The organism is Pelagicoccus mobilis (genome assembly GCF_016595505.1).
Lineage (GTDB): Bacteria > Verrucomicrobiota > Verrucomicrobiia > Opitutales > Opitutaceae > Pelagicoccus > Pelagicoccus mobilis.
This window is the reverse complement of sequence record NZ_JAENIL010000034.1, coordinates 71844-91367: the sequence shown is the minus strand read 5'-3', so window position 1 is coordinate 91367 and position 19524 is coordinate 71844. Positions and strand designations below refer to the sequence as shown.

14 protein-coding genes are annotated in these 19524 nt (G+C 51.9%); 5 read left to right on the top strand and 9 right to left on the bottom strand.

Annotation, left to right across the window (positions count from 1 at the left end):
- Positions 1 to 19: 19 nt before the first annotated feature.
- From JIN87_RS17840 to JIN87_RS17830, 3 genes are all read right to left on the bottom strand, one after another.
- The gene (locus JIN87_RS17840) at positions 20 to 937 is read right to left on the bottom strand and encodes a glycyl-radical enzyme activating protein (protein ID WP_200356960.1); all 918 of its coding nucleotides are present in this window, start codon (positions 935 to 937) and stop codon (positions 20 to 22) included.
- Positions 930 to 3158, bottom strand: coding sequence for a pyruvate formate lyase family protein (locus tag JIN87_RS17835; RefSeq protein WP_200356959.1), 2229 nt, complete (start codon positions 3156 to 3158; stop codon positions 930 to 932). The genes JIN87_RS17840 and JIN87_RS17835 overlap by 8 nt, the downstream gene beginning before the upstream one ends.
- 134 nt (positions 3159 to 3292) lie before the next feature.
- A complete protein-coding gene (locus JIN87_RS17830; protein ID WP_200356958.1) occupies positions 3293 to 4183 on the bottom strand; it encodes an AraC family transcriptional regulator in 891 nt (296 codons plus the stop codon).
- A gap of 109 nt (positions 4184 to 4292) precedes the next feature.
- Here JIN87_RS17830 and nqrF point away from each other — a divergent pair, with 109 nt between their 5' ends.
- Both nqrF and JIN87_RS17820 read left to right on the top strand, forming a co-directional pair.
- A complete protein-coding gene (gene nqrF, locus JIN87_RS17825) occupies positions 4293 to 6578 on the top strand; it encodes an NADH:ubiquinone reductase (Na(+)-transporting) subunit F (protein ID WP_200356957.1) in 2286 nt (761 codons plus the stop codon).
- Between the two features lie 77 nt (positions 6579 to 6655).
- Positions 6656 to 7540 carry an alpha/beta hydrolase gene (locus JIN87_RS17820; RefSeq protein WP_200356956.1) on the top strand — a complete coding sequence of 295 codons (885 nt, stop codon included), beginning with the start codon at positions 6656 to 6658 and terminating at the stop codon, positions 7538 to 7540.
- On the opposite strand, the gene JIN87_RS17815 is transcribed toward JIN87_RS17820, so the two are convergent.
- On the bottom strand, positions 7537 to 8388 hold the full coding sequence (locus JIN87_RS17815; RefSeq protein WP_200356955.1) for an AraC family transcriptional regulator: 852 nt from the start codon (positions 8386 to 8388) through the stop codon (positions 7537 to 7539). The two genes, JIN87_RS17820 and JIN87_RS17815, sit on opposite strands and share 4 nt — an antisense overlap.
- Positions 8389 to 8472: 84 nt before the next feature.
- Here JIN87_RS17815 and JIN87_RS17810 point away from each other — a divergent pair, with 84 nt between their 5' ends.
- The gene (locus JIN87_RS17810) at positions 8473 to 9288 is read left to right on the top strand and encodes a phytanoyl-CoA dioxygenase family protein (RefSeq protein ID WP_200356954.1); all 816 of its coding nucleotides are present in this window, start codon (positions 8473 to 8475) and stop codon (positions 9286 to 9288) included.
- A gap of 123 nt (positions 9289 to 9411) precedes the next feature.
- On the top strand, positions 9412 to 10224 hold the full coding sequence (locus tag JIN87_RS17805) for a sugar phosphate isomerase/epimerase family protein (RefSeq protein WP_200356953.1): 813 nt from the start codon (positions 9412 to 9414) through the stop codon (positions 10222 to 10224).
- 3 nt (positions 10225 to 10227) lie between these two features.
- Here JIN87_RS17805 and JIN87_RS17800 read toward each other — a convergent pair whose 3' ends face one another.
- The 5 genes from JIN87_RS17800 to JIN87_RS17780 all read right to left on the bottom strand — a co-directional run bounded on the left by JIN87_RS17800 (position 10228) and on the right by JIN87_RS17780 (position 17047).
- A complete protein-coding gene (locus JIN87_RS17800) occupies positions 10228 to 11658 on the bottom strand; it encodes an MFS transporter (protein ID WP_200356952.1) in 1431 nt (476 codons plus the stop codon).
- Positions 11655 to 13019, bottom strand: coding sequence for an MFS transporter (locus JIN87_RS17795; protein ID WP_200356951.1), 1365 nt, complete (start codon positions 13017 to 13019; stop codon positions 11655 to 11657). The genes JIN87_RS17800 and JIN87_RS17795 overlap by 4 nt, the downstream gene beginning before the upstream one ends.
- Before the next feature lie 122 nt (positions 13020 to 13141).
- Positions 13142 to 14179, bottom strand: a complete 1038-nt coding sequence (locus JIN87_RS17790; RefSeq protein WP_200356950.1) for a LacI family DNA-binding transcriptional regulator — start codon at positions 14177 to 14179, stop codon at positions 13142 to 13144.
- 111 nt (positions 14180 to 14290) lie between these two features.
- Positions 14291 to 15499 carry a glycoside hydrolase family 130 protein gene (locus JIN87_RS17785; RefSeq protein WP_200356949.1) on the bottom strand — a complete coding sequence of 403 codons (1209 nt, stop codon included), beginning with the start codon at positions 15497 to 15499 and terminating at the stop codon, positions 14291 to 14293.
- A 129-nt stretch (positions 15500 to 15628) separates the two neighbouring features.
- A complete protein-coding gene (locus JIN87_RS17780) occupies positions 15629 to 17047 on the bottom strand; it encodes an MFS transporter (RefSeq protein WP_200356948.1) in 1419 nt (472 codons plus the stop codon).
- A 240-nt stretch (positions 17048 to 17287) separates the two neighbouring features.
- Between JIN87_RS17780 and JIN87_RS17775 the strand changes: the two genes are divergently transcribed.
- Positions 17288 to 19432, top strand: a complete 2145-nt coding sequence (locus JIN87_RS17775; protein WP_200356947.1) for a glycoside hydrolase family 2 protein — start codon at positions 17288 to 17290, stop codon at positions 19430 to 19432.
- Positions 19433 to 19524: the final 92 nt, after the last annotated feature.

The window sequence follows — 19524 nt, the reverse complement described above, 5'->3', positions numbered from 1 at the left end:
TCCCACACTCGAAGGAACACTAGTACACAAAAACCCGCCCATCTGCTAGTTCGGAAAAGAAGTCCCGGTAGGCCTGCTTCTGTTCTTCGGCAACATTGTCTCGCGGTAAACAATCGGGCATTTTTCTACCCAGACGCTCGTACTTTTGCTTTCCCATGGTGTGCCAGGTCAAAACGTCCAATTGTCGGATACCGGGATTCTCGAGCATCAAACGTGCAATCGCCTCCAGATGCGCGACATCATCATTCACTTCTGGAATCATGGGACAACGGAGAATGATCTCTTTTCCCGCAGCAATCAAGCGATCCAGATTCTCTCGAATCACCTTCTGAGAAACGCCTGTCAAACGGCGGTGAGTCTGGTCATCGCTTGCTTTATAATCGTAAAGATACAAGTCAGTGACTTCCATCGACGCATCGAGATCGCGACGAGACATCATTCCCGTCGTATCCAAAACCGTATGAAGAGCGTTCTCCTTACAAGCTTGTAAAAGCGACAGAGCAAATGTTGGCTGAGACATCGGCTCACCACCGGAGACCGTCACCCCTCCTCCACTGTTTTCGAAGTAATCGCGATCCTTCAGCACTTCGCAAACCACTTCATCAACCGAAACGATCTTGCCATATTGGCCGATCGCGCCGGAGACGCAATTCGTAGCGCACTTCTCAATACCAACTGTTTCAATCCTTTCGAGAAGGGCAGACGTTCCCGCTTGAGTTGCCCTTCCTTCGTCAACTCCCAACAAGGCATAGTCGCCAGAGCTTACCTTATCCACCTCAACCCACGGCTGGATTTCGCGAGACTGCGTTTCAGGATTGTGGCACCAGAGACAACGCAAGGGACAGCCTTTCAAAAACACCGTTGTACGCAAACCTGGACCATCCACCGTCGAGGTTCGGTGAATATCCGTGATCGTGCCTGTTAAAGAATCAACCATGCTCAGTACGAGAAAGGATTTCTTGCTGCGTTTCTGGGTCGAGATCGATGAAACGAGCCGAGAACCCTCCAACTCGCACAATCAGGTTCGCATAGTTTTCTGGGTGCTCCAAAGCAGCGACCAAGTCGTCTCGATTCGTCACCGTGATCATCGCCTGCGTTCCGCCGCGTTTGAAATAGGTATTGAAAAGCGTCCGGTAAAGCTCCCGATTTTTCGACGGGAAGGATGCTGACAACTTCACGTTTTGCACCGCCCCAGCATGCACATTCGGATCGGGTTTCGCCTGCGAGTTGAGCGTAGCACTGAGTCCCGACTGGTCGCATCCCGCCCCTGGAGCATTTCCAGGAGCCAGTGGGTCACCATGCTTCCGACCATCCGCAGACGCAGAAGTCTGAGCTCCCCAAACCGTATTGTGGTTGTTATTAATCACAACCACCAGAAAGTGATGCAGATCTTCAGTTTGCCTACCTGCAGCTGCGGTTCCCAAGCAGATCTGACGATGTACCCGCTGCAGCATCTCATCGGCCCGAGCATCGTCGTTACCAAACTTTGCACACTCGCGAGCCTGCTTCTGCAAGAGCTCGTTTCCTTCCCAATTAGCGTCCAAAGCACTCAACAACTCTGCTCCTGTGCAAACCGAACGCTCGTAAACGAGCTCCTTAATCGCGAGGAGCGAATCCGCCGTATTCACATTTCCATACGTTTCGTTTGATCCGCCAAGATAACGGACACCTCCATCAAAGAGGGTTCGCCCAGAGGCAATACAGTCATCGTAATACAAACTGGCTAAGGTGAACGGACATTCCTTGCCAGTTGTTCGATACACAGCTTCCTGCCCTTTCGCGAGCGGACCGAGAAAATGTTCGATGGTTTTCTCGTACGCGCCCCACAGTTCATCGAAACTCGAGTATGAATCCAAGCCCCCTAAGTCTGGGCCGATTCGCTTACCGGTACGAAGACTCTTTCCGTGGTTTATGACTGACTCCAGGCAGAGCTGCAGGTTCTGAATCGCATTCGGCGTACCGCAACTCCGATGATACAACATGTATTCACCGCAACCAAACGGGAGATATTGCTCCGCCTCTTCACGTTCGACCTGAAATGCTTCCTGCACCGCGGGCACATTCACACTGTCGTTGTAAAGCATCGGAAAGGTCTTACCCATACCAATCACATCATAAGCCTTGTTGAGCAGGTCCGGATTCTGCCCAACATGAAAACGCAGAGTCAGTTGCGGCAACGGCAGGTTCAGACTCTCCGTCGTTTCCATTGCCAACATGGCAAAGCGATCAGCCTCCTCTTCAGAGTCTCTGCCCATGCCACCAATCATGATTCGAGCATCCGTATGGAAGTACTCCTCATTTAGGATTGTGTAGAAATTTTGCATCAGCTTCAGGGCGTGCTCATAGCTGAGAGCTCCTGAATCCAAATCGCCACAAAGGTAAGGGCCGAGCACCACATCCAAACGCCCGTAGTTGTTCGTGCCTGTTAAGATCGTTACCAGCTGGATTAATTGAAGAGCTTCATGAAAGGTCTCAGGCGCCTGATTCTGAAGTCTCCTCATAGTGCTCAGCATCGCGTCACGCTCCACTGAGGGTTCGAGTTGCTCAGCTTCCGTTATGTAGTGATTCAAGCAGACCTCAGCTTGGTCAATCGCCCTAAGCCCAGCCTCGTAAAACGCTTTCGCTTTTGCGTCCACAGGACTGCCTAACTGTTCGGACAAGAGTTCGCGGGTTCCGTCCAGTCCCAAATCAAGCAGCGTCCTGAAGTCCAACTGAAGGCCCGCCATCCGACACAACGCATACGCGGGCAAGTCCAACTGTTCAGCATTGTGGAAGGTCTTCGGCAGGACCTCCTTTGCCTCCGGGGGCAATGACTCGTAGGCCTTGTCGTGCGTATTCTCAGTTTCCCAAAACGCCCGCAAACGACTCCACTCTTCCTTGTCCGCTTCAGTTAACTCGCTCAGTTCCTCCCGTGTGGGCCACTCGGTAAACATAGCGTAGTAACCCAATCCGCCGTACTGCGGAGAATAGCCAATCTCCGGATAAACCCGTTTCCCTGCCAACAAGTCACCTTTTCGCGGGCTCACCAATGTGGCTGGAAATTGCACCGCTTCACAACGATGCTCGCGTAGGAAAACGTCATCCGTCGAACGATAGGCCTCGGTGAACGCCCGGACATACTCCAAGCCAAATCGGGAAATCTTTAAGTCAGTAGCCATTTCAATAAATATTTCTTAACCTTTGTTTCTTCATTATAGCGAAACCTAGGCTCAGAGATCCTCTACAAATACCCCTAAAAAGTGTGTTTTCTTGATATCCCCACCGTTTTCCTGCCGTGAAACCGAGAGCGAGTCTACTCCCTGTCCTTCCAGAAAACGCGCGGACCGCAGCCAAACTGGCCAACGAATACTTTGTAGAACTGGGCATAACTGCCAAAACCAGCTTCTAGAGCGGCATCGAGTAAGCTGAGCTTTCGATCGCCCCGCCCAAGGCTCAAGAAGCGATCTAAGCGTACCGTATTGCGATACCGGCTGAGCGGCATTCCAACCTCCCTCGCAAACAATCGGGACAAGTATGAAACACTCACGCCACACTCCTTGGCGATCTGCTCAATACTCTCAATGCTTGGATCACGCGCAACTAGACTTAGGGCTGCTTCAACGGCGGGATGCAGCTCATGCCCTTCTTCGCCTACTTCCTGTTTTCCGTAGGCCTTCCAACATTGAAGCAAAAGAAATCGCAGACCTGCATTCAGCATGTCCGGATCCTTGTGCTCGTATCTAAAATCTGAATCCAAGCCAAATCCGGCTTCTTTGTTCAAAAGATCTGGATCCGGCCCATCCGCCACTAGGCTTTCCATGGTCGACCGTACCTTAAAGTAGTCTTCGCTGGGCAGCACGCGACTCAACATACCGTCGCGTGGACGTTTTCGTTTTAAGAACTGGTATTCATCCGCCTGACACACGCGGTCAATCAGCTCCGGCTTGAAGACTCCCACGTAGTACTGCGCATCCTGAGAGCGGTAGACGAGCTGATGCACCTGAGCCGGGAAAAACCAAAGCAAGGTTCCCGTGCCAAAGGTGTACTTTCTTCCCGCCACCACACACGTGATCGTGCCCCGCACAACGAGATTCACCTCTAGTTCGACGTGCCGGTGCGGTTTTAGGTAGGGCGGATTCCGCTGACTATCAGCCAAAAAAAGAAAGCCGTCGTACGCTTCATCTAGTTTCAGGTCCTCCAACATCTACAATGACAAAAAATGATAACTTTTTGGCAGCTTTCAAGAAGAACAATCAACGTCCTAATCATTACAATTAACGCTTCTACTTAGCACTCGAACCCCAGCGAGAACGATGCCTGAAACCAAGCCCCTTATCGAAGAACCTCATTCACTCACCGACTATAGCCTAGTGGGAGTAAACTCGGAACGAGCCATCGAAAAAGGTCTCGCCGATGCAGCCTGGTATACTTCGCCCGTTTCCAAAAAGGAAATGCGCGCCCTCCTCACGCGGAAGAACGGACCGGCGATTCGAGATACGCTGATATGGTTCGGGCTCATAGGAGCCTTCGCCTACTGGTCCTACCTTTGGTGGGGAAGCTGGCAGGTAATTTTACCTTTGTTTCTCTACGGCACTCTTTACGGAAGCACATCCGATTCTCGCTGGCACGAATCCAGCCATGGGACCGCATTCAAAAGCGACTGGATGAACAATCTACTCTACGAGGTCGCATCCTTCATGGTCATGCGAGAATCGACCATCTGGCGGTGGAGCCACACGAGACACCACAGCGACACCATCATCGTAGGTCGAGATCCGGAGATTGCAGTTCCCCGCCCCCCGAGCATCCGAGAACACCTTTGGGGCGCGACCGGCATCCCACAGGTCCGAGACTACTTCAAAAGCATCATTCGCCATTCTTTCCATACGCTCACTCCTGAAGAGCAAAGTTACGTCCCGGAAGAAGCGCACGGAGCAGTCAAAACACGAGCACGCATCTACCTCCTCATCTACCTCGGCGTCGCCGTATGGGCGATCAGCGCGCGATCTGTCTTCCCTCTTTTCTTGATCGGGCTCCCCACCATATACGGTTCCTGGTTGATGCGAGTGTACGGCTACACTCAACACGCTGGGCTTGCCGAAAACGTACTCGACCACCGTTTGAATTGCAGGACCGTTAAAATGAATTTCATAAACCGATACCTGTATTGGAATATGAACTACCACGTGGAACATCACATGTTCCCACTCGTCCCCTACCACGCACTGCCTCGGCTCTACGAAATCGTCAAAGACGACATGCCACCTCCCTACACAAGCATCTGGGACGCATACAAAGAAATAATCCCCGCCTTTCTCAGACAAAGAAAAGACCCTGCCTACTATGTAAAACGAAGCCTGCCCACACCCAAGAAGCAGAACGCTCAGGGCGAATTCCCAGCTGCCTTTTCGGCCCAGGAAGAACGTGACAAAGAGGGCTGGGTCATGGCCTGTCCCACTGCTGCCTTGGACCGCGAGGATGTAGTGAGGTTCGACTACAATCGCCGCACCTACGCCATCTACAGGACCCAAGATGGAAAACTCTATGCATCGGACGGTATCTGCTCTCACGGCAACGCTCATCTCGCAGACGGAATGGTCAAAGGTAACTTGATCGAGTGCCCGAAGCACAATGGTCGATTCGACGTTCGCGATGGATCACCGGTTCGCCTGCCAGTCTGCGTCCACATGAACACTTACCCAGTCAAAGCACTAAACGATCAAATCTACTTCAATCCCGAACCTGCAAACGCAGCCAAAACGGAGCGACATCCAACTCATAAGCTTCTCGTTGTCTCAAACAGGAACGTAGCGACCTTCATAAAGGAACTCGTGCTCGAGCCGGAGACAGATTTTTCGTATCAGCCAGGAGACTACCTGCAGATTGACATTCCTGAGTATCAGCAAATCGACTTCGACACCCTAACAGTCGACCAACCCTACGCAAACGTTTGGAAACAACAGAACCTCCTCGAACTATACTCTACTAATCCTCAGCGGTGTCGCAGAAACTACTCCCTCGCCTCCAATCCCAAATCTGACTCGCAACTCCGCTTCAATGTTCGCATAGCCACCCCTCCACGCGGTCAAGAATGCTCAGCTGGCGCTGGCTCGACCTACATCCACAGTTTAAAGCCAGGCGATAGCGTTACAGCGATTGGCCCCTTCGGTGATTTCCATATCAAGGAAACCCAAAAGGAAATGATCTACCTTGGAGGTGGTGCCGGCATGGCTCCATTGCGCTCCCACATATCAAGTCTTCTCGAAACCAGAAACAGCGGTCGAAAAATCAGCTTCTGGTACGGGGCTCGCTCGAAACAGGAAATGTTCTACCAAGACTATTTCGAAAAACTGGCCAAGGAAAACGACAATTTCAGATTCACCTTCGCGCTTTCGGAACCGCAACCCGAAGATGACTGGAACGGAGATACCGGATTCATCCACGAAGTCCTCGCAGCCAAATATTTGGACGGGCACGACACGCTCGCAGAGGTGGAATTCTACCTTTGCGGCCCACCACAAATGCTACAGGCAGCCAGCAAGATGTTACTCGAGAAATACGAGATCGCTAAAGAGCAGATCGCCTACGATGAGTTCTAGGACTTGATCCGGTTAAGAGAAGAAGTGCCTTTCCAAATCACAAGGAATCGCTATTCCTGCTCCTAAACCAATCGACCATGGCTGCACCCTCGACCTGCTCCGGAAACACTATCTTTCTCTACGACACCGACAACGTCCCCAACCAGGAGGCGGTAGAGGATTTCGAAGAACACGTCCACGAGGACGGAATCGTTAAAGTTAGCAAGGTAACACGCCCTTCTATCGAAGTTTTCCTTCCCTCTCCCAAAATCGCGACAGGCGACGCGATCGTCATCTGTCCAGGTGGCGGTTACTGGCTACTTGCCTATGATCTCGAAGGAACAGATATAGCCAGCTACTGGGTCTCTCAAGGTGTTGCAGCCATTGTCCTGAAAAACCGACTACCGGGCTCTCCTGGGCAAAGAATCCGCCACAAGAGTCCCCTTCTCGACGTCCAACGCGCTATCCGTACAGTCCGCTACAATGCAGGCCTTTGGGGAATCAACCCAAAGCGAATCGGCATCCAAGGTTTCTCCGCGGGTGGACACCTTGCCACTTCCGCCTCCACTCTGTTCGACTCTGGATCAGCTGCGTCGGACGATCCGATCGAACGGGAAAGTTCGCGGCCGGACTTTTCCATCCTCGTGTATCCAGTTATCAGTTTCCAAGAGTCTTTTGGACATTCGGGCTCGCGCAGCCAACTACTGGGCGACAGCCCAGACGAGAAACTTCTCAATCGCTTCTCGGGCGAGCTTCAGGTCACGGAGAATACACCTCCCGCCATTCTCATTCACTCCGCCGACGATGAAGGCGTCTCCTATTTGAACAGTGTAAGCTATTTTAACGCGCTGCAATCTGCGGGCGTTTCCGGCGAACTTCACGTCTACCCAAATGGAGGTCATGGCTACGGCCTCGCCGTTGGCCAGGGCTACCTCTCGGAGTGGCCCACTCGCTGCCGAGACTGGCTAGCCAATCTTGGCTAAACCACCGCCTTAGAGCGCTGTTTGCGGTATTGCAGAGGCGTCTCCTGCGCCGATTCACGAAAGCGCCGATGGAAATGGCTCAAGTTATCGAATCCGGCTTCTAGAGCAACTTCTACGATCGAGAGATTGGTTGCGACGAGCAGTCGCTGAGCACGCCGTATCCGCTCATTCAATATCCATTGAGACGGACTCAAGCCCATTTCTGCACGCATCACCCTAGAAAGATGAGAGGCACTGTAGCCGACTTCTTTGGCTAACACAGCTGGCCCTCCTCTCAACAACTCTGGATCTCTCGACACAGCGATCAACGCTTGCCGCAAACTAGCCGGCGCATTGGCGGCATTCCGGAAACTCAAGTCAGCTCCCGTTCTCCGGGCGATCGAAAGCAGAAAGCAGTCGCGTACCAAAGCCGTCCTCGGAGCATGCACCATCTCCCGAAACAGACTGCCCACCTCACGAACGAAATCTCTCGCCACAATCGAAAAAGGAGGGGCATCACCGTTTTCGCCAAACAGAGGGTGATCCGCGAGGTCGTAACGATCGCGCAACTCATGCCACACCCCCGCAGAGAATGCGATGTTTACGAAAGCAAAGCGTTCAGAGGCTGCCTTCGCTTCAATGCCATGCACATGAGAGGGGCCGACGAATCCCACTACTCCGGGGTAAAGCGGCATACTACCCTCTCCGCTTTCCCCGTAAATCTGCGTTCCACGACCGGAATCGACCCAAAACAACTCATAGAAATCGTGCCCATGCAAACGCCACGATCCCTTCTCGGACTCGGTCACATAGGCGACATGCATCGTATCCGACCCCACTCCCAAGCTATTCCATTCGAGAACTCGCATATCAAAATATCACACTTTTTTGCAGAGCTAACGCAAGACTCTTCTAACCTCGATTTGCTAGGATGCACCCACACATCAAGAAATATGAACACAACAACCCCTCGACTTACCGCAGATCAAGTTACGCAATACCAAACCGAAGGCTACACCATGCCAGACGGTCCGGTGTTCTCCCAAGAGAAGTTTGATCGCTTATTCAATCACTTCGAAAAGAAGTTGGCAGAATGGCCCTATGACGAACGTCCGGAAGCCATGGATACACCACACTTCTCCGATCCAGCTCTCAATGAGTGGGCTCTCGCTCCGGAAGTCGTTGATCTCGTCGAACCCCTACTTGGACCCGACATCCTCCTTTTCTCGACTCACTTCATCTGCAAACCCAAGGGTGACGGCCGACGCGTGCCCTGGCACGAAGACAGCGCTTACTGGCGTAAACTGCTCGATCCCATGGAAGTGGCCACCGTCTGGCTCGCGCTCGACCCTTCTACCAAGGAAAACGGCTGCATGTACGTAATCCCGAAGAGCCACAATACTGGAAAGAAGGGCTTCTCTGACTATGAGGATGTGGATACAAACAAAAGCGTCTTCCCAACGGAGATCATTAAGTCGCACCGCAAGGATGAGCTCGCCGTTCCATGCGAATTGCAGCCAAACCATTGTTCGCTCCACGACGCACGCACCCAACATGGAAGCGCCGCAAATACATCAGACATTCGACGCTGCGGATGGACCCTTCGCTTCGTTCCCGCAACCGTTCGTCTGAATCCAGAGTTTCAGGACAGACAATTGATGTACCAAGCCCGTGGTAAGAATCTGCTAAATCAGCCGTTGGCAGATCCAACGAAGGACTACACTCACGTTAACGACCTTCGCCGACGTCTCAACGTAAAGGCTCATTAGGCTGACCAGGCGACCAGGTAGCTTCCATGATCGCTATCGCTTGCGTCGCTCATCTCGTCAGTCCTTTATGGACGCATACAATCCAATGGCCGCCAAGCAGGCGGCCACTACCCTTTTTATCACGTGAAACTACTCTATGCTAAATCCCACTGGGAGGTATTCGACCGTCCCGTACAGGAATTCCTTAGTCGGACCAAACAAGACGGGTTCGACGGGGCGGAAATGTTTTTGCCCTGGCTTAAGGAATCCCCGAGCGAAATCCAAAAGCTCGTCTCTGATAATGGTCTGTTTCTCATAGCTCAGATAAACTCGGCAGGCAAAACTCCACAGGAGCATCTCGATTCGTTCAGGAAGAACTTCCAACTCGCAGTCGACTCGGGCGCAATGATGGTCAACAGCCACACTGGTAGCGACGTCTTCACCTTCGAGCAAAACATCGCGATCTTCGAAGAAGCCATCCAGCTGTCCAAGCAAGCCGGGCTCACAATCGCTCACGAGACGCACCGTGGAAGACCTACCTTCAGTGGCCCCGCCACCCGTCAGCTTCTCGAAGCCTTGCCTGAGCTCGAACTCTGCACCGATTTTTCGCATTGGTTTTGCGTACACGAAAGTCAACTACACGACCAGGAAGACACCATCAAACTCGCCTGCGAGAGAGCTCGTCATGTGCACGCTCGCGTCGGTTTTGAAGAAGGCCCACAGATCCCAGATCCCGCCGCTCCAGAGTGGTCGCAGATCGTAGATCGCCACTTCGAACTCTGGCAACAGATCATTGACCTCTCTAAAGAGCGAGGCGCTGAATCCCTTACAATAACCCCCGAGTTCGGTCCTCCTCCTTACATGCCGATCGAGCCGCACACGCAAAAGCCGTTGGCCGATGCATGGACCGTTAACACTGAGTTCCTCAAAGTACTGAAGCAGCGACTAAAGGCTTAGAACCTAGGCCGTCTTCTTCCCTAGCGGCTGGATTCGTCCAGTCGCTACTCCTCGCCCAAAGAGAGAACACGCTGTGACTGACAACGCTCCCAACAAGAGAGCGAGAACAAGTACACTAGATTGATCGTAGTTTGTTGGCGAATACCCTGTTCCAAAAAACACAGTCCAGAGATTCACCCACTGGCCTCCTACGTTGATGAGGACGAACGAAGCGACGCCAGAGGTGAACATGATCCCTGCTTGAAAGGTGCCCATCTCCGCCCTCGGGATGTAGTCGTAAACAAGTGGAGACCAAACCGCCCAAACCCACGATAGGAACAGCTTCGAGCAAATATCGACCGCGATCACGAGCTCATAGCTCGCTTTCCCTTCGCTCCAGAAATTCAGATAGAAGTAAAAGCACAACTGCACACAGGAAACTCCGCCAATTCCGATTTTCATCATGCTCAAGCGGTCCAGCCTATCAGCGAGCAACCCAGCAGCCGGAGTAAACACAGCGATCATCACGATCATACCAACCACCTGAATCATCCCAAACTGCTCCTTGGACAATCCAAGTTGGTCAGTCTGTAGTGTAATGTAAGATGGGTGGGTAACTGCCAAAGTCCCAGCAAGCGGACAGATATACAGCAGATACACCCATAGCTTTTGCCGACTGCTAAAAATGTCTTCAAACATCTGTCTTACAGCGGCCAATACACTTTTTCTCGTCCCAGACACCTTCCATTGCACTGGAGCAAACCTGCTCTTTCGGTAGCCTTCCAAAGTTCCGTCTTCGGAGACAACATTCAAAGGGGCCTCTTCCTTCACTCCCCAAGCAAGAAAAGCCGCCGTTAACCAAAGGGTGATCGATACTGACCAGTAAAGCACCATCTCGCCAGTGATGGACACAGGTCCCCATGGGGCCACGAACTCGTACTGGGCGTCAAACTGGGCGATGAGGACTCCAGTCAGAAAGAGCGCTGCCAGGTTGACTGAGAGCATTCGCAGCATACCCGCCCGACCACGTTGCGGAGATGGAATCACTTCATTGAACAAAGGCTCCCAAGGCTTGTTGAAGTCGACGAAAAACTGGAAGCAAATGATGACGACCACAAGGAGCCAAAGGTGCCCAACTATAGGGATCATCACCGTCATCGCCCCTGCAAAGAGGCAGCTTACGATGAAGAAAACCTTACGCCGCCCCCAACGAGTCCACAGCTTGTCGCTCACATAGGAAACCGTTACCCCCACCATGAAGTTGAAGAGAATATTGATCGAGATGATAAACGATATCCACCCCGGATCCTCGATGAATTTCCTCAGCGTGAAGGTGAGCGGCGCCTCAGAAACCTTTTGAACGTACTCGAAAGTAATCCAAGGCAGACCGATCAAAAAGGCCCAAGTCCACGGAATACGTTTCTGCCCGGTTCGGATCGGCCAGCTCAACTTCATGCTGTACCAGCTGGACTTGCCCCATCCTTACGATTGGCGAGTTCCTCTTCGATCATCTCCATTTTCTTCCGGCTGAGCGGATAAGAAAGAGCAAGCAGAGCACAGAGAACGAATCCGATAGTTGAATACCAACTCATCATATCCTTCATACCCCTCAGGACACCCTCATTCTGCTCCTCGTTCGCCTCGAAACCATACCACGCGAGGACATAGAGCCCCGCTGCGGCACCCAGCGCTCCACCGAACTTCTGAGCCAGTGTCGACGCAGAGAAGACAAGCCCCGTAGCACGACGACGTCTTTCATATTCGAAATGATCTGCCGAATCTCCCATCATCGACCATATCAAGGGCATACTCGGCCCTCCAGCTAAGCTAGAAGTAATCTGGAAAATGTAGAGGGTCACGAGATCTCCGGGTTCTACGATGTAGAACCCGAGGCAAAGGACTCCCCAAGTGATTAAGCAAAAGATGAGCAGACTCTTCTTCTCAAAGTAGCGCGTAAGCCAGGAGGTCGAAAGTACGCCGAGGAAAGTACAGAATGTACCCCAGAACATGAAAGCCGACACCGCGGCTTCATCACCGAAATAGTATTTGAAATAATAGATCTGAACTCCTCCTCGAACCGAGAAAAAGAACCACAATAAAATGGATACGAACAAGATCGTCCTCCAAGAGCGACACGCTGCCAGATCCTTCAAATCGTCCACAATACGTCCCTCGCCTTTCGGGGTCTTGGGAGGTTTTACCCGTTCCTTCGTCGACAGGAAAGCAATCACGAAACCAATAATCGCTAGAACAACGAAAATCCCCAAGGTCCAGCGGAATCCTAGCGTTTCGTCCCCGTTCCCGAAGAACTCGACGGAGGGTTTAAGCAAACGCTGCAACAGCATCGCGATACCAAAGGCCGCCGCGAACCTGAAGACATTGACACTCGTCCGGTCCTTCGCATCCGCGGAGAGCACACCTGACAACGCGGACACGGGAATCATCACCGCCGTATACACAATCATCATCAAAATGTACGTCACGTAGGCATAGGTAAGCTTCCCTTGGGGACTGAGATCGGGCCCATAAAACAGAGCCAACGTCAGCACTCCAAACGGAACGGCGAGGAACAAAAGATACGGTCGGAACTTTCCCCACTTCGTTTCGGTACGATCAGCGATAATCCCCATCATCGGGTCGTTCACCGCATCAAATATCCGGACTACGAGAAACAAAGTCGCTACCGATGCAGCCTCTAAGCCGAAGGTATCGGTGTAATAGATGGCCAGAAAGATGGATAGGATCTGCCAGAGACCGCTTCCTCCGATCTCAGCCATGCTGTATCCAAATTTTTCCTTAAACGAAAGTCTCTGCATCAGGGGTATAGTTTTTGGGGCTCCTGCGATATCGTTCGCATCAGGAGCAACCCTAACGAACTCGCCGCCAATAAAAGAAGCCGAGGGCACTCAACGTTGAGCAGCCATTCGTCAAACGCAACTCAGACTCGAAAGGATCTACCCTCAATCCAAGTTCCGGATACGTGGAAGCGCGTCGATTCCGCACGTCTGCCTCTTATTCCGAGTCGGACCAAATGATCGAGGCGTTCGATACCGAGAACCCCAATGCGCTCATCCGACCGTGAAATCCCGCAAATTTCTCCGTTTCGTCCATCCGTTGCTAGACTCACAAAATCAACGTCGCAGTCCGAAAGCTCATCGTAGAGTCTATCATCGTAAGCGATGACCGCTTCCAATTGATTCTCTGCCACCCAGGCGGCGAGATCATCTCTATCAGAAGCAGCAAAATTCAGCACAGGGGCAGGGGTCTCGCTTGGAGAATGCTTCTTCATCAGCCCCTCGAACAATCCCCTTCTTACAAAGTCATTCTCCAAGTCCTCATTAGCGCCAGATAATACTAGCCCTATTCGAGACGCCCCACTCTCGGTGAGACGTTTAAAGGAAGTCACAATCTCGGAGCGAGCGTCCGTATCTACATTGTCTATACCTTCAATGATCCCACTACATCCAATAGTGACGCAGGCAAACTTCTCCACAGGGAAGAGTTCATCTGCAAGCTCACTTCCACGCATGGAGAAGAGAACCCCGTCTATTCCTCGATGAAAAAGGGAACGAGCCAGCGTACTAAGCTGCTTGCCGCTCTTGACCGCAAAAAATTCGAACCCATAGCCCAGACTTTCAGCCTGCGACTTGGCGTTCACAGACATTTCCCCTTCGGCGACAGCATCCTCTCCGTCAGACAGAATTTCGATCATCGCCAATGTGCTCCCCTGCTGAGCTTTCCGGTTTCGCCATCTCGAGGCTGCAATCTTCGAAAGAGACGGATCCGCTCGATACCCCATCTCCTTGGCAAGCTCCCCCACTCTCTCCCTCGTTTTTTCGCTGATCTCAGGAAGGCCACGGAGCGCCATCGAGACAGTCGCCTTGGACACACCCGCTTGCTGAGCCACATCTGAAATCGTGACTCGCCCCTTTAAAAGCGAGGGGCCGCCAATCAAACGTTCATTCGTCGAAACCATATTTATCAGGGGGTAATACGTTCTACTTGGGGTGCTGTTCGACTCTGCGAACGGCTCTAGGACAAAAAATGGGAGCGAAGAAAAAGGGCGAAAAATCGCCCTCGTGAAATGCTAGACCAGCACTGATTGTTGGGAACTGAGATACGCCTCGTTTCTCTCAATGAGATCTAGACGTTGAGCAACGCACTCGAAGGTTCGCCCTCCGTCGGCCGGCGTGTTGAAGGCGTAATCCAAAAGCTGCCCCACCGTACTGGTGGCAACGTGACAACGAGTGTCGGAGGAGGCGTAGTAGATGAACACATCTCCATTCTCTCTGGCGACCCAACCATTGGCGAAGGTTACGTTTCCGCAGTCGCCGACCCGCTCCGCCTCGTAAGGGGCGATGAAATGGCCGCCAGGAGCGGCGATCACCTTGGTCGGATCATCAAGGTCCGTTACGATCAAGTACAGAGTATAGCGAAATCCATCCGCTGTAGTTCGAACTCCATGACACAAGTGCAACCAACCTTTATCCGTCTCGATTGGGGCTGGCCCTTGACCATTTTTCAACTCCTTGACAGTGTGATAAGCGCGAAAGTCCACAATACTCTCTTCACCGAGCACCGGATTCTCGATATCATCACAGGTCGCCCAACCAATGCCGCCACCCTTTCCAGTAGAGATAAATCCATCCTGAGGACGCGTGTAGAAAGCGTATTGCCCATTCACCAACTTGGGGTGCAGAACGACGTTTCTTTGCTGGGGCGAGTGGGTCACGATGTCGGGTAAACGCTCCCAAGTATCCAAGTCCTTAGTACGTACAAGGCCACACTGAGCCTCGGCAGCCGACATATCTTCCGACGGAGCAGACTTGTCCTTTCTCTCTGTGCAAAATATCCCATAGATCCATCCATCTTCATGCTGAACAAGACGCATGTCGTACAGATTCACATCTGGATTGCCTAGATTGTCTGGGATCTGGATCGGCTTAGAGCGAAACCGGAATCCCTCCGTACCAGACTCGCTTTCAGCGAGAGCGAAGAAGGACTTGCGATCAATGCCTTCGCAACGCACAGCGAGCACGTACTTCCCATCGAAGTAGATAGCGCCAGGATTAAAGGCGGAGTTTACTCCTGAACGAACCTGCAGATACGGATTGGTTTCCGGATTCAAGTCATACTCCCACTCAACTGGGGCGTGATCGCCCGTAACAACCGGGTTTTGATAGCGAGTGTAGATTCCGTTGTAAAAGGAATCATCGACTGGGTTGGGTGCCGTAACCAGCGCTTCATGCCGACGGCGAAGTTCCGCCACCTTTTCGTCAAATGAGAGATCGTTCATGTGCTTGGGTATTGCACAAGTAAGACATCATTACCCCCACACCAACGAGGCTGCCTTACTTTACGTTCAATAAACCATAAACACAGACATAATTCTCTTTCTACGGACTCATCAGATCGCGAGACCGACCTAGGACGTAGCCGATCGCCGCTCCTTCAATTTGGCCTGTACCTCCTTAATGTAGGCCTCGGTAATCGGGTAATTTCTTAGCACCAGCAGCGACAAGCCAAGAAAAACGATCGGAGCAAACGCGAAAAGCAAGCGCATGGAGAGTAAAGTCGGTTCACTTTGGTCCGCTCCAAGCTCTTCATCGAATCCCACCCAAATGAGCAGAAACGCTGAGATCCCATTCGCCAGAGAAAAAGCAACCTTCATGACAAGCCCCGATGCCGCTCCGAACATCCCTTCCCTACGATATCCAGTCTTGAGCTCATCGACGTCGATTACATCAGCAAACATAGCTGGCAAAATAATAAACACCGACGAAATCCCAACCGAATAAAAGAGCGGCACAATGTATACAAGGTACGGATACTCCTTGTTCATCAAGAAGAAGAAAAGAGCCTGACCGACCATCATCATCAAAATTGAAAACTTGAGGGCGTTGTGCTTTCCGTAACGTTTCGTAAGCCACCCCGTCAGCGGAATACAGAAAAAGGCCAACACGTTTCCAACTCCCTGTACCGCCGCAATGTAAGCAGCACCCGCCGTCTTATCTCCCTCGAAAACATAGTAGGTACTCACATAAGTTCCAAATACCCAAAAGGCTCCCAAAATCGTCAATTGCGTCACATAAACAAACGTTATCCTTAAAAAGTGGATACTACGTACGGTTTGAGTGATCGCCTTAAACAAGTTTTGCTTATTTGCAGCGACAACCCGAGTGCGCTCCCGACTCAGCTTGAAGCAAATAACCGACGTAATAACCATCAGCGTTGCCGCTATGTAGCTTAGCCAACGAATCCCCTCTAGGATGTCGTCAAAAATCCCCAAGGTCGTGAACGTGTAGAGCCAAGGAGTAATGATGTAGGACGCCTTGAGAAAGATTGATACATAAAGCACCACCCGAGTGCGCCCATGATAGGTCTTAGACAACTCCATCTGGAGAGCGTAGTAAGGGACGCTAAACACAGTTGAAGCGCTGGTATACGCGATGAGAGCGACTCCGAAAAAGATCAGGGCCGAGTTCTCCTCCCACTCCCTCGGAAACTGCCACATCAAGACGCTCGTCAGCGCCATCATTATCCCGCCAAAAAGAATAAACGGCCGACGCCGCCCCCATTTGCTCTGGAAGTTATCGGAGTAATGTCCAGCGATCGGATCAGTCACTGAATCCCAAAGCCCTTTGATCGTGACGATGATTCCTATCGCAGCCAAATCAAACCCGAGACCGATGTTTAGAACGGGGATTATCAGAAACAGCGACGGATTATTGATCAATTCCTTCGCAAAAGAAGCAGATCCGAACCCTAGCAGTTCCTTTACCTTTGGCTCATCGGAGTCGTTCTTCAACTCTTCAGAGACGGTTCCAGATACATCAGTTTTCATGGGGTGCAGATTACGTTCGTTGGAGCAAAGAGAACGTGGATACACACTGCGAACGAGCGACTCGACAGGTCAAACTCGCTACTAGCTGTACCCGTTCAGATTCTCGAGCCACTCGACCAGCCATGTCGCAGGTAAAGCTATCCGCCAACTTGAACCGTATCAGCCTTTCACCACCTTGCCTCTGAACTCTCACTCCACTTTCTAGCAAAGCTAAGTCACCCTAAGCTTATACAAGCAAAGATGAGAAAGCAGATTTCACTCAACGGCATTTGGCAACTCGCCGAGGGACAAGCAGCCCCCTCACCTACTTCTTTCGATAAAACCGCGCCGGTTCCCGGTATGGTCGACATGGCAACCCCAAGCCTCAGTCATGTAGGCGTCGAATCCTCCGAACGTAGCCACTACTGGTATCGACTCGAGTTTGCCACTCCCCACGACGCCTTCCAAATCGCCACTCTTCGCTTCAGAAAAACGAGATACGGTATGGCCGCCTGGCTAAATGGAGAACCGATTGGCGAACAGCTCTACAACTTCTCCTTCAGCGAATTCAGCATCACCGAGGCTCTCAACGCTCCTGGAAACTCAAACGAACTCCTTGTACGAATCGGAGCCCACCCAACGATCTTACCTGATCACATTGTTTGGGGACATGATTTCGAGAAGATCAAATACATCCCGGGAATCTACGACGACGTGTCACTTATCCTCAGCGGAGCTCCAAGGATCGAAAACCTTCAAGTCGCCCCTGATATCGATGCCTCATCGATAACTGTCCAAACCGAGATCCGAGCGGAAGACCTGGCAACCGGTCCTGTCGACCTGAACTACGAGGTTGCTGAGTCAGGATCCGGGACAGTCGTTGCATCCGGAACATACAAAGTTAGCGACACACAGAAGCTCGCGACCATTGAAATCCCGAATTTCAAAACATGGTCACCTGAGTCTCCCTTCTTGTATGAAATCGCAGTATCGAGCAAAGGCGACAGCTTCAACACGCGCTTCGGGATGCGTAAATTCCGATTCAACCCAGAAACTGGATACGCGGAGCTCAACAACCAAACTTACTTCCTCCGCGGTACCAACATCTGCATGGACCGTTTCAATGAGGATTCCCAGCGCGGCTCGAAGCCGTGGGACAAGGAATGGGCAAGTAGGCTTCTCGAGCGAATAAAGGAAATGAATTGGAACTCCTTCCGCTTCTGCCTCGGCTTTCCACCGGAGTTTTGGTACGAGCTCTGCGACGAGATGGGCATCCTTGTTCAAGACGAATACCCTATCTGGTACGGAGCAAAAGCTGAAGACTATCCCGATGCCCTCAAAGGTGAACACCTCGCAAAAGAATACGCGGCATGGATGCGGGAACGCTGGAATCACCCATGCATCGTCATCTGGGATGCCCAAAACGAATCGGTCACAGAAGAGACTGGCAAAGCCATCCGACTCGTTCGTGACCTCGACCTGAGCGATCGCCCTTGGGACAATGGGTACTCCCCTCCTGACCGAGAGACAGATCCCGTGGAAACGCATCCTTACGTTTTGCAGAACTTCCTCGGTCGTGATCCCCACCCTCGCGGTCCGTTGTTTGAATTCCTCACTGAAAAACGAATTCCCGACAACGGTCCCAGCGAACTCTTCCCATCAGAGAGCGGGAAACGCTACCCAAACCCAATCCAAAACAACGAAAACGTTTTCTTCTGGATCACCCGCGGTGGACAGCCGACCGAGCTTACAAAGTGGATCTTTAAACGTCTCTACGGAGAGGGAGAAAAGTCGCCAGATTTCTACTACAAAACCTACTCCTACTTTTTCAACCGAATCATTACTTATTGGCGCTGCTACCGGACGAGCGCCACAGTTCAGGAATTTGCTATCCTGAGCCACTCCCGCGAACTCGATGAGGGAGGCAGCTACACTTCTGACCACTGGGGCGACCTTGAGAAACTAGAATACCATTCCCACTTCGAAAACTACTGTTACAGCGCCTTTTACCCGATCGGACTGCTGATCGATCGCTGGGAGGATTGGCATCGTTCAAATACTGAAGTGCCAATTACACTGAAGCTAATCAATGACCGGCCACAGTCTTGGCAGGGCGTGATCAAGTATTCACTACACAAAGAGAACGCCCCTCAGGAGGAGCAGTTCTCATCAAAATCGCTTTCCGTCGAGATCCCCGATCGAGGAACATCGGAATATTCGATTTCCATGACAGCTCCAACCGAAGAGGGAGCATTTGTCCTGGTCGCATCCTTCTCGGACCAAGACGAAACGATACGCCAAGAGTATCGCTTTGCAGTAGACGACCACCAAGAAGAGGCTTCATTCGAAGCGGGCGAGAGCAACGAGCAGTATATCCACAGCGAAGACGAATCCATCATGCGCTAGGAGAATACTCAACGCGCAGCTACCACAATTTGATCACTCACCACCCCTTTGATCGATTAGGAATCGGCAGAGCGAAGGCGTGAATCACGCCC

Bases quoted from the DNA above. Each gene is read 5' to 3' on its own strand.
- JIN87_RS17785 (WP_200356949.1), bottom strand. From the start codon at position 15,499: ATGAACGATCTCTCATTTGACGAAAAGGTGGCGGAACTTCGCCGTCGG.
- JIN87_RS17810 (WP_200356954.1), top strand. From the start codon at position 8,473: ATGAACACAACAACCCCTCGACTTACCGCAGATCAAGTTACGCAATAC.
- JIN87_RS17815 (WP_200356955.1), bottom strand. From the start codon at position 8,388: ATGCGAGTTCTCGAATGGAATAGCTTGGGAGTGGGGTCGGATACGATG.
- JIN87_RS17830 (WP_200356958.1), bottom strand. From the start codon at position 4,183: ATGTTGGAGGACCTGAAACTAGATGAAGCGTACGACGGCTTTCTTTTT.
- JIN87_RS17790 (WP_200356950.1), bottom strand. From the start codon at position 14,179: ATGGTTTCGACGAATGAACGTTTGATTGGCGGCCCCTCGCTTTTAAAG.
- JIN87_RS17780 (WP_200356948.1), bottom strand. From the start codon at position 17,047: ATGAAAACTGATGTATCTGGAACCGTCTCTGAAGAGTTGAAGAACGAC.
- JIN87_RS17800 (WP_200356952.1), bottom strand. From the start codon at position 11,658: ATGAAGTTGAGCTGGCCGATCCGAACCGGGCAGAAACGTATTCCGTGG.
- JIN87_RS17820 (WP_200356956.1), top strand. From the start codon at position 6,656: ATGGCTGCACCCTCGACCTGCTCCGGAAACACTATCTTTCTCTACGAC.
- JIN87_RS17835 (WP_200356959.1), bottom strand. From the start codon at position 3,158: ATGGCTACTGACTTAAAGATTTCCCGATTTGGCTTGGAGTATGTCCGG.
- nqrF (WP_200356957.1), top strand. From the start codon at position 4,293: ATGCCTGAAACCAAGCCCCTTATCGAAGAACCTCATTCACTCACCGAC.
- JIN87_RS17840 (WP_200356960.1), bottom strand. From the start codon at position 937: ATGGTTGATTCTTTAACAGGCACGATCACGGATATTCACCGAACCTCG.
- JIN87_RS17795 (WP_200356951.1), bottom strand. From the start codon at position 13,019: ATGCAGAGACTTTCGTTTAAGGAAAAATTTGGATACAGCATGGCTGAG.
- JIN87_RS17775 (WP_200356947.1), top strand. From the start codon at position 17,288: ATGAGAAAGCAGATTTCACTCAACGGCATTTGGCAACTCGCCGAGGGA.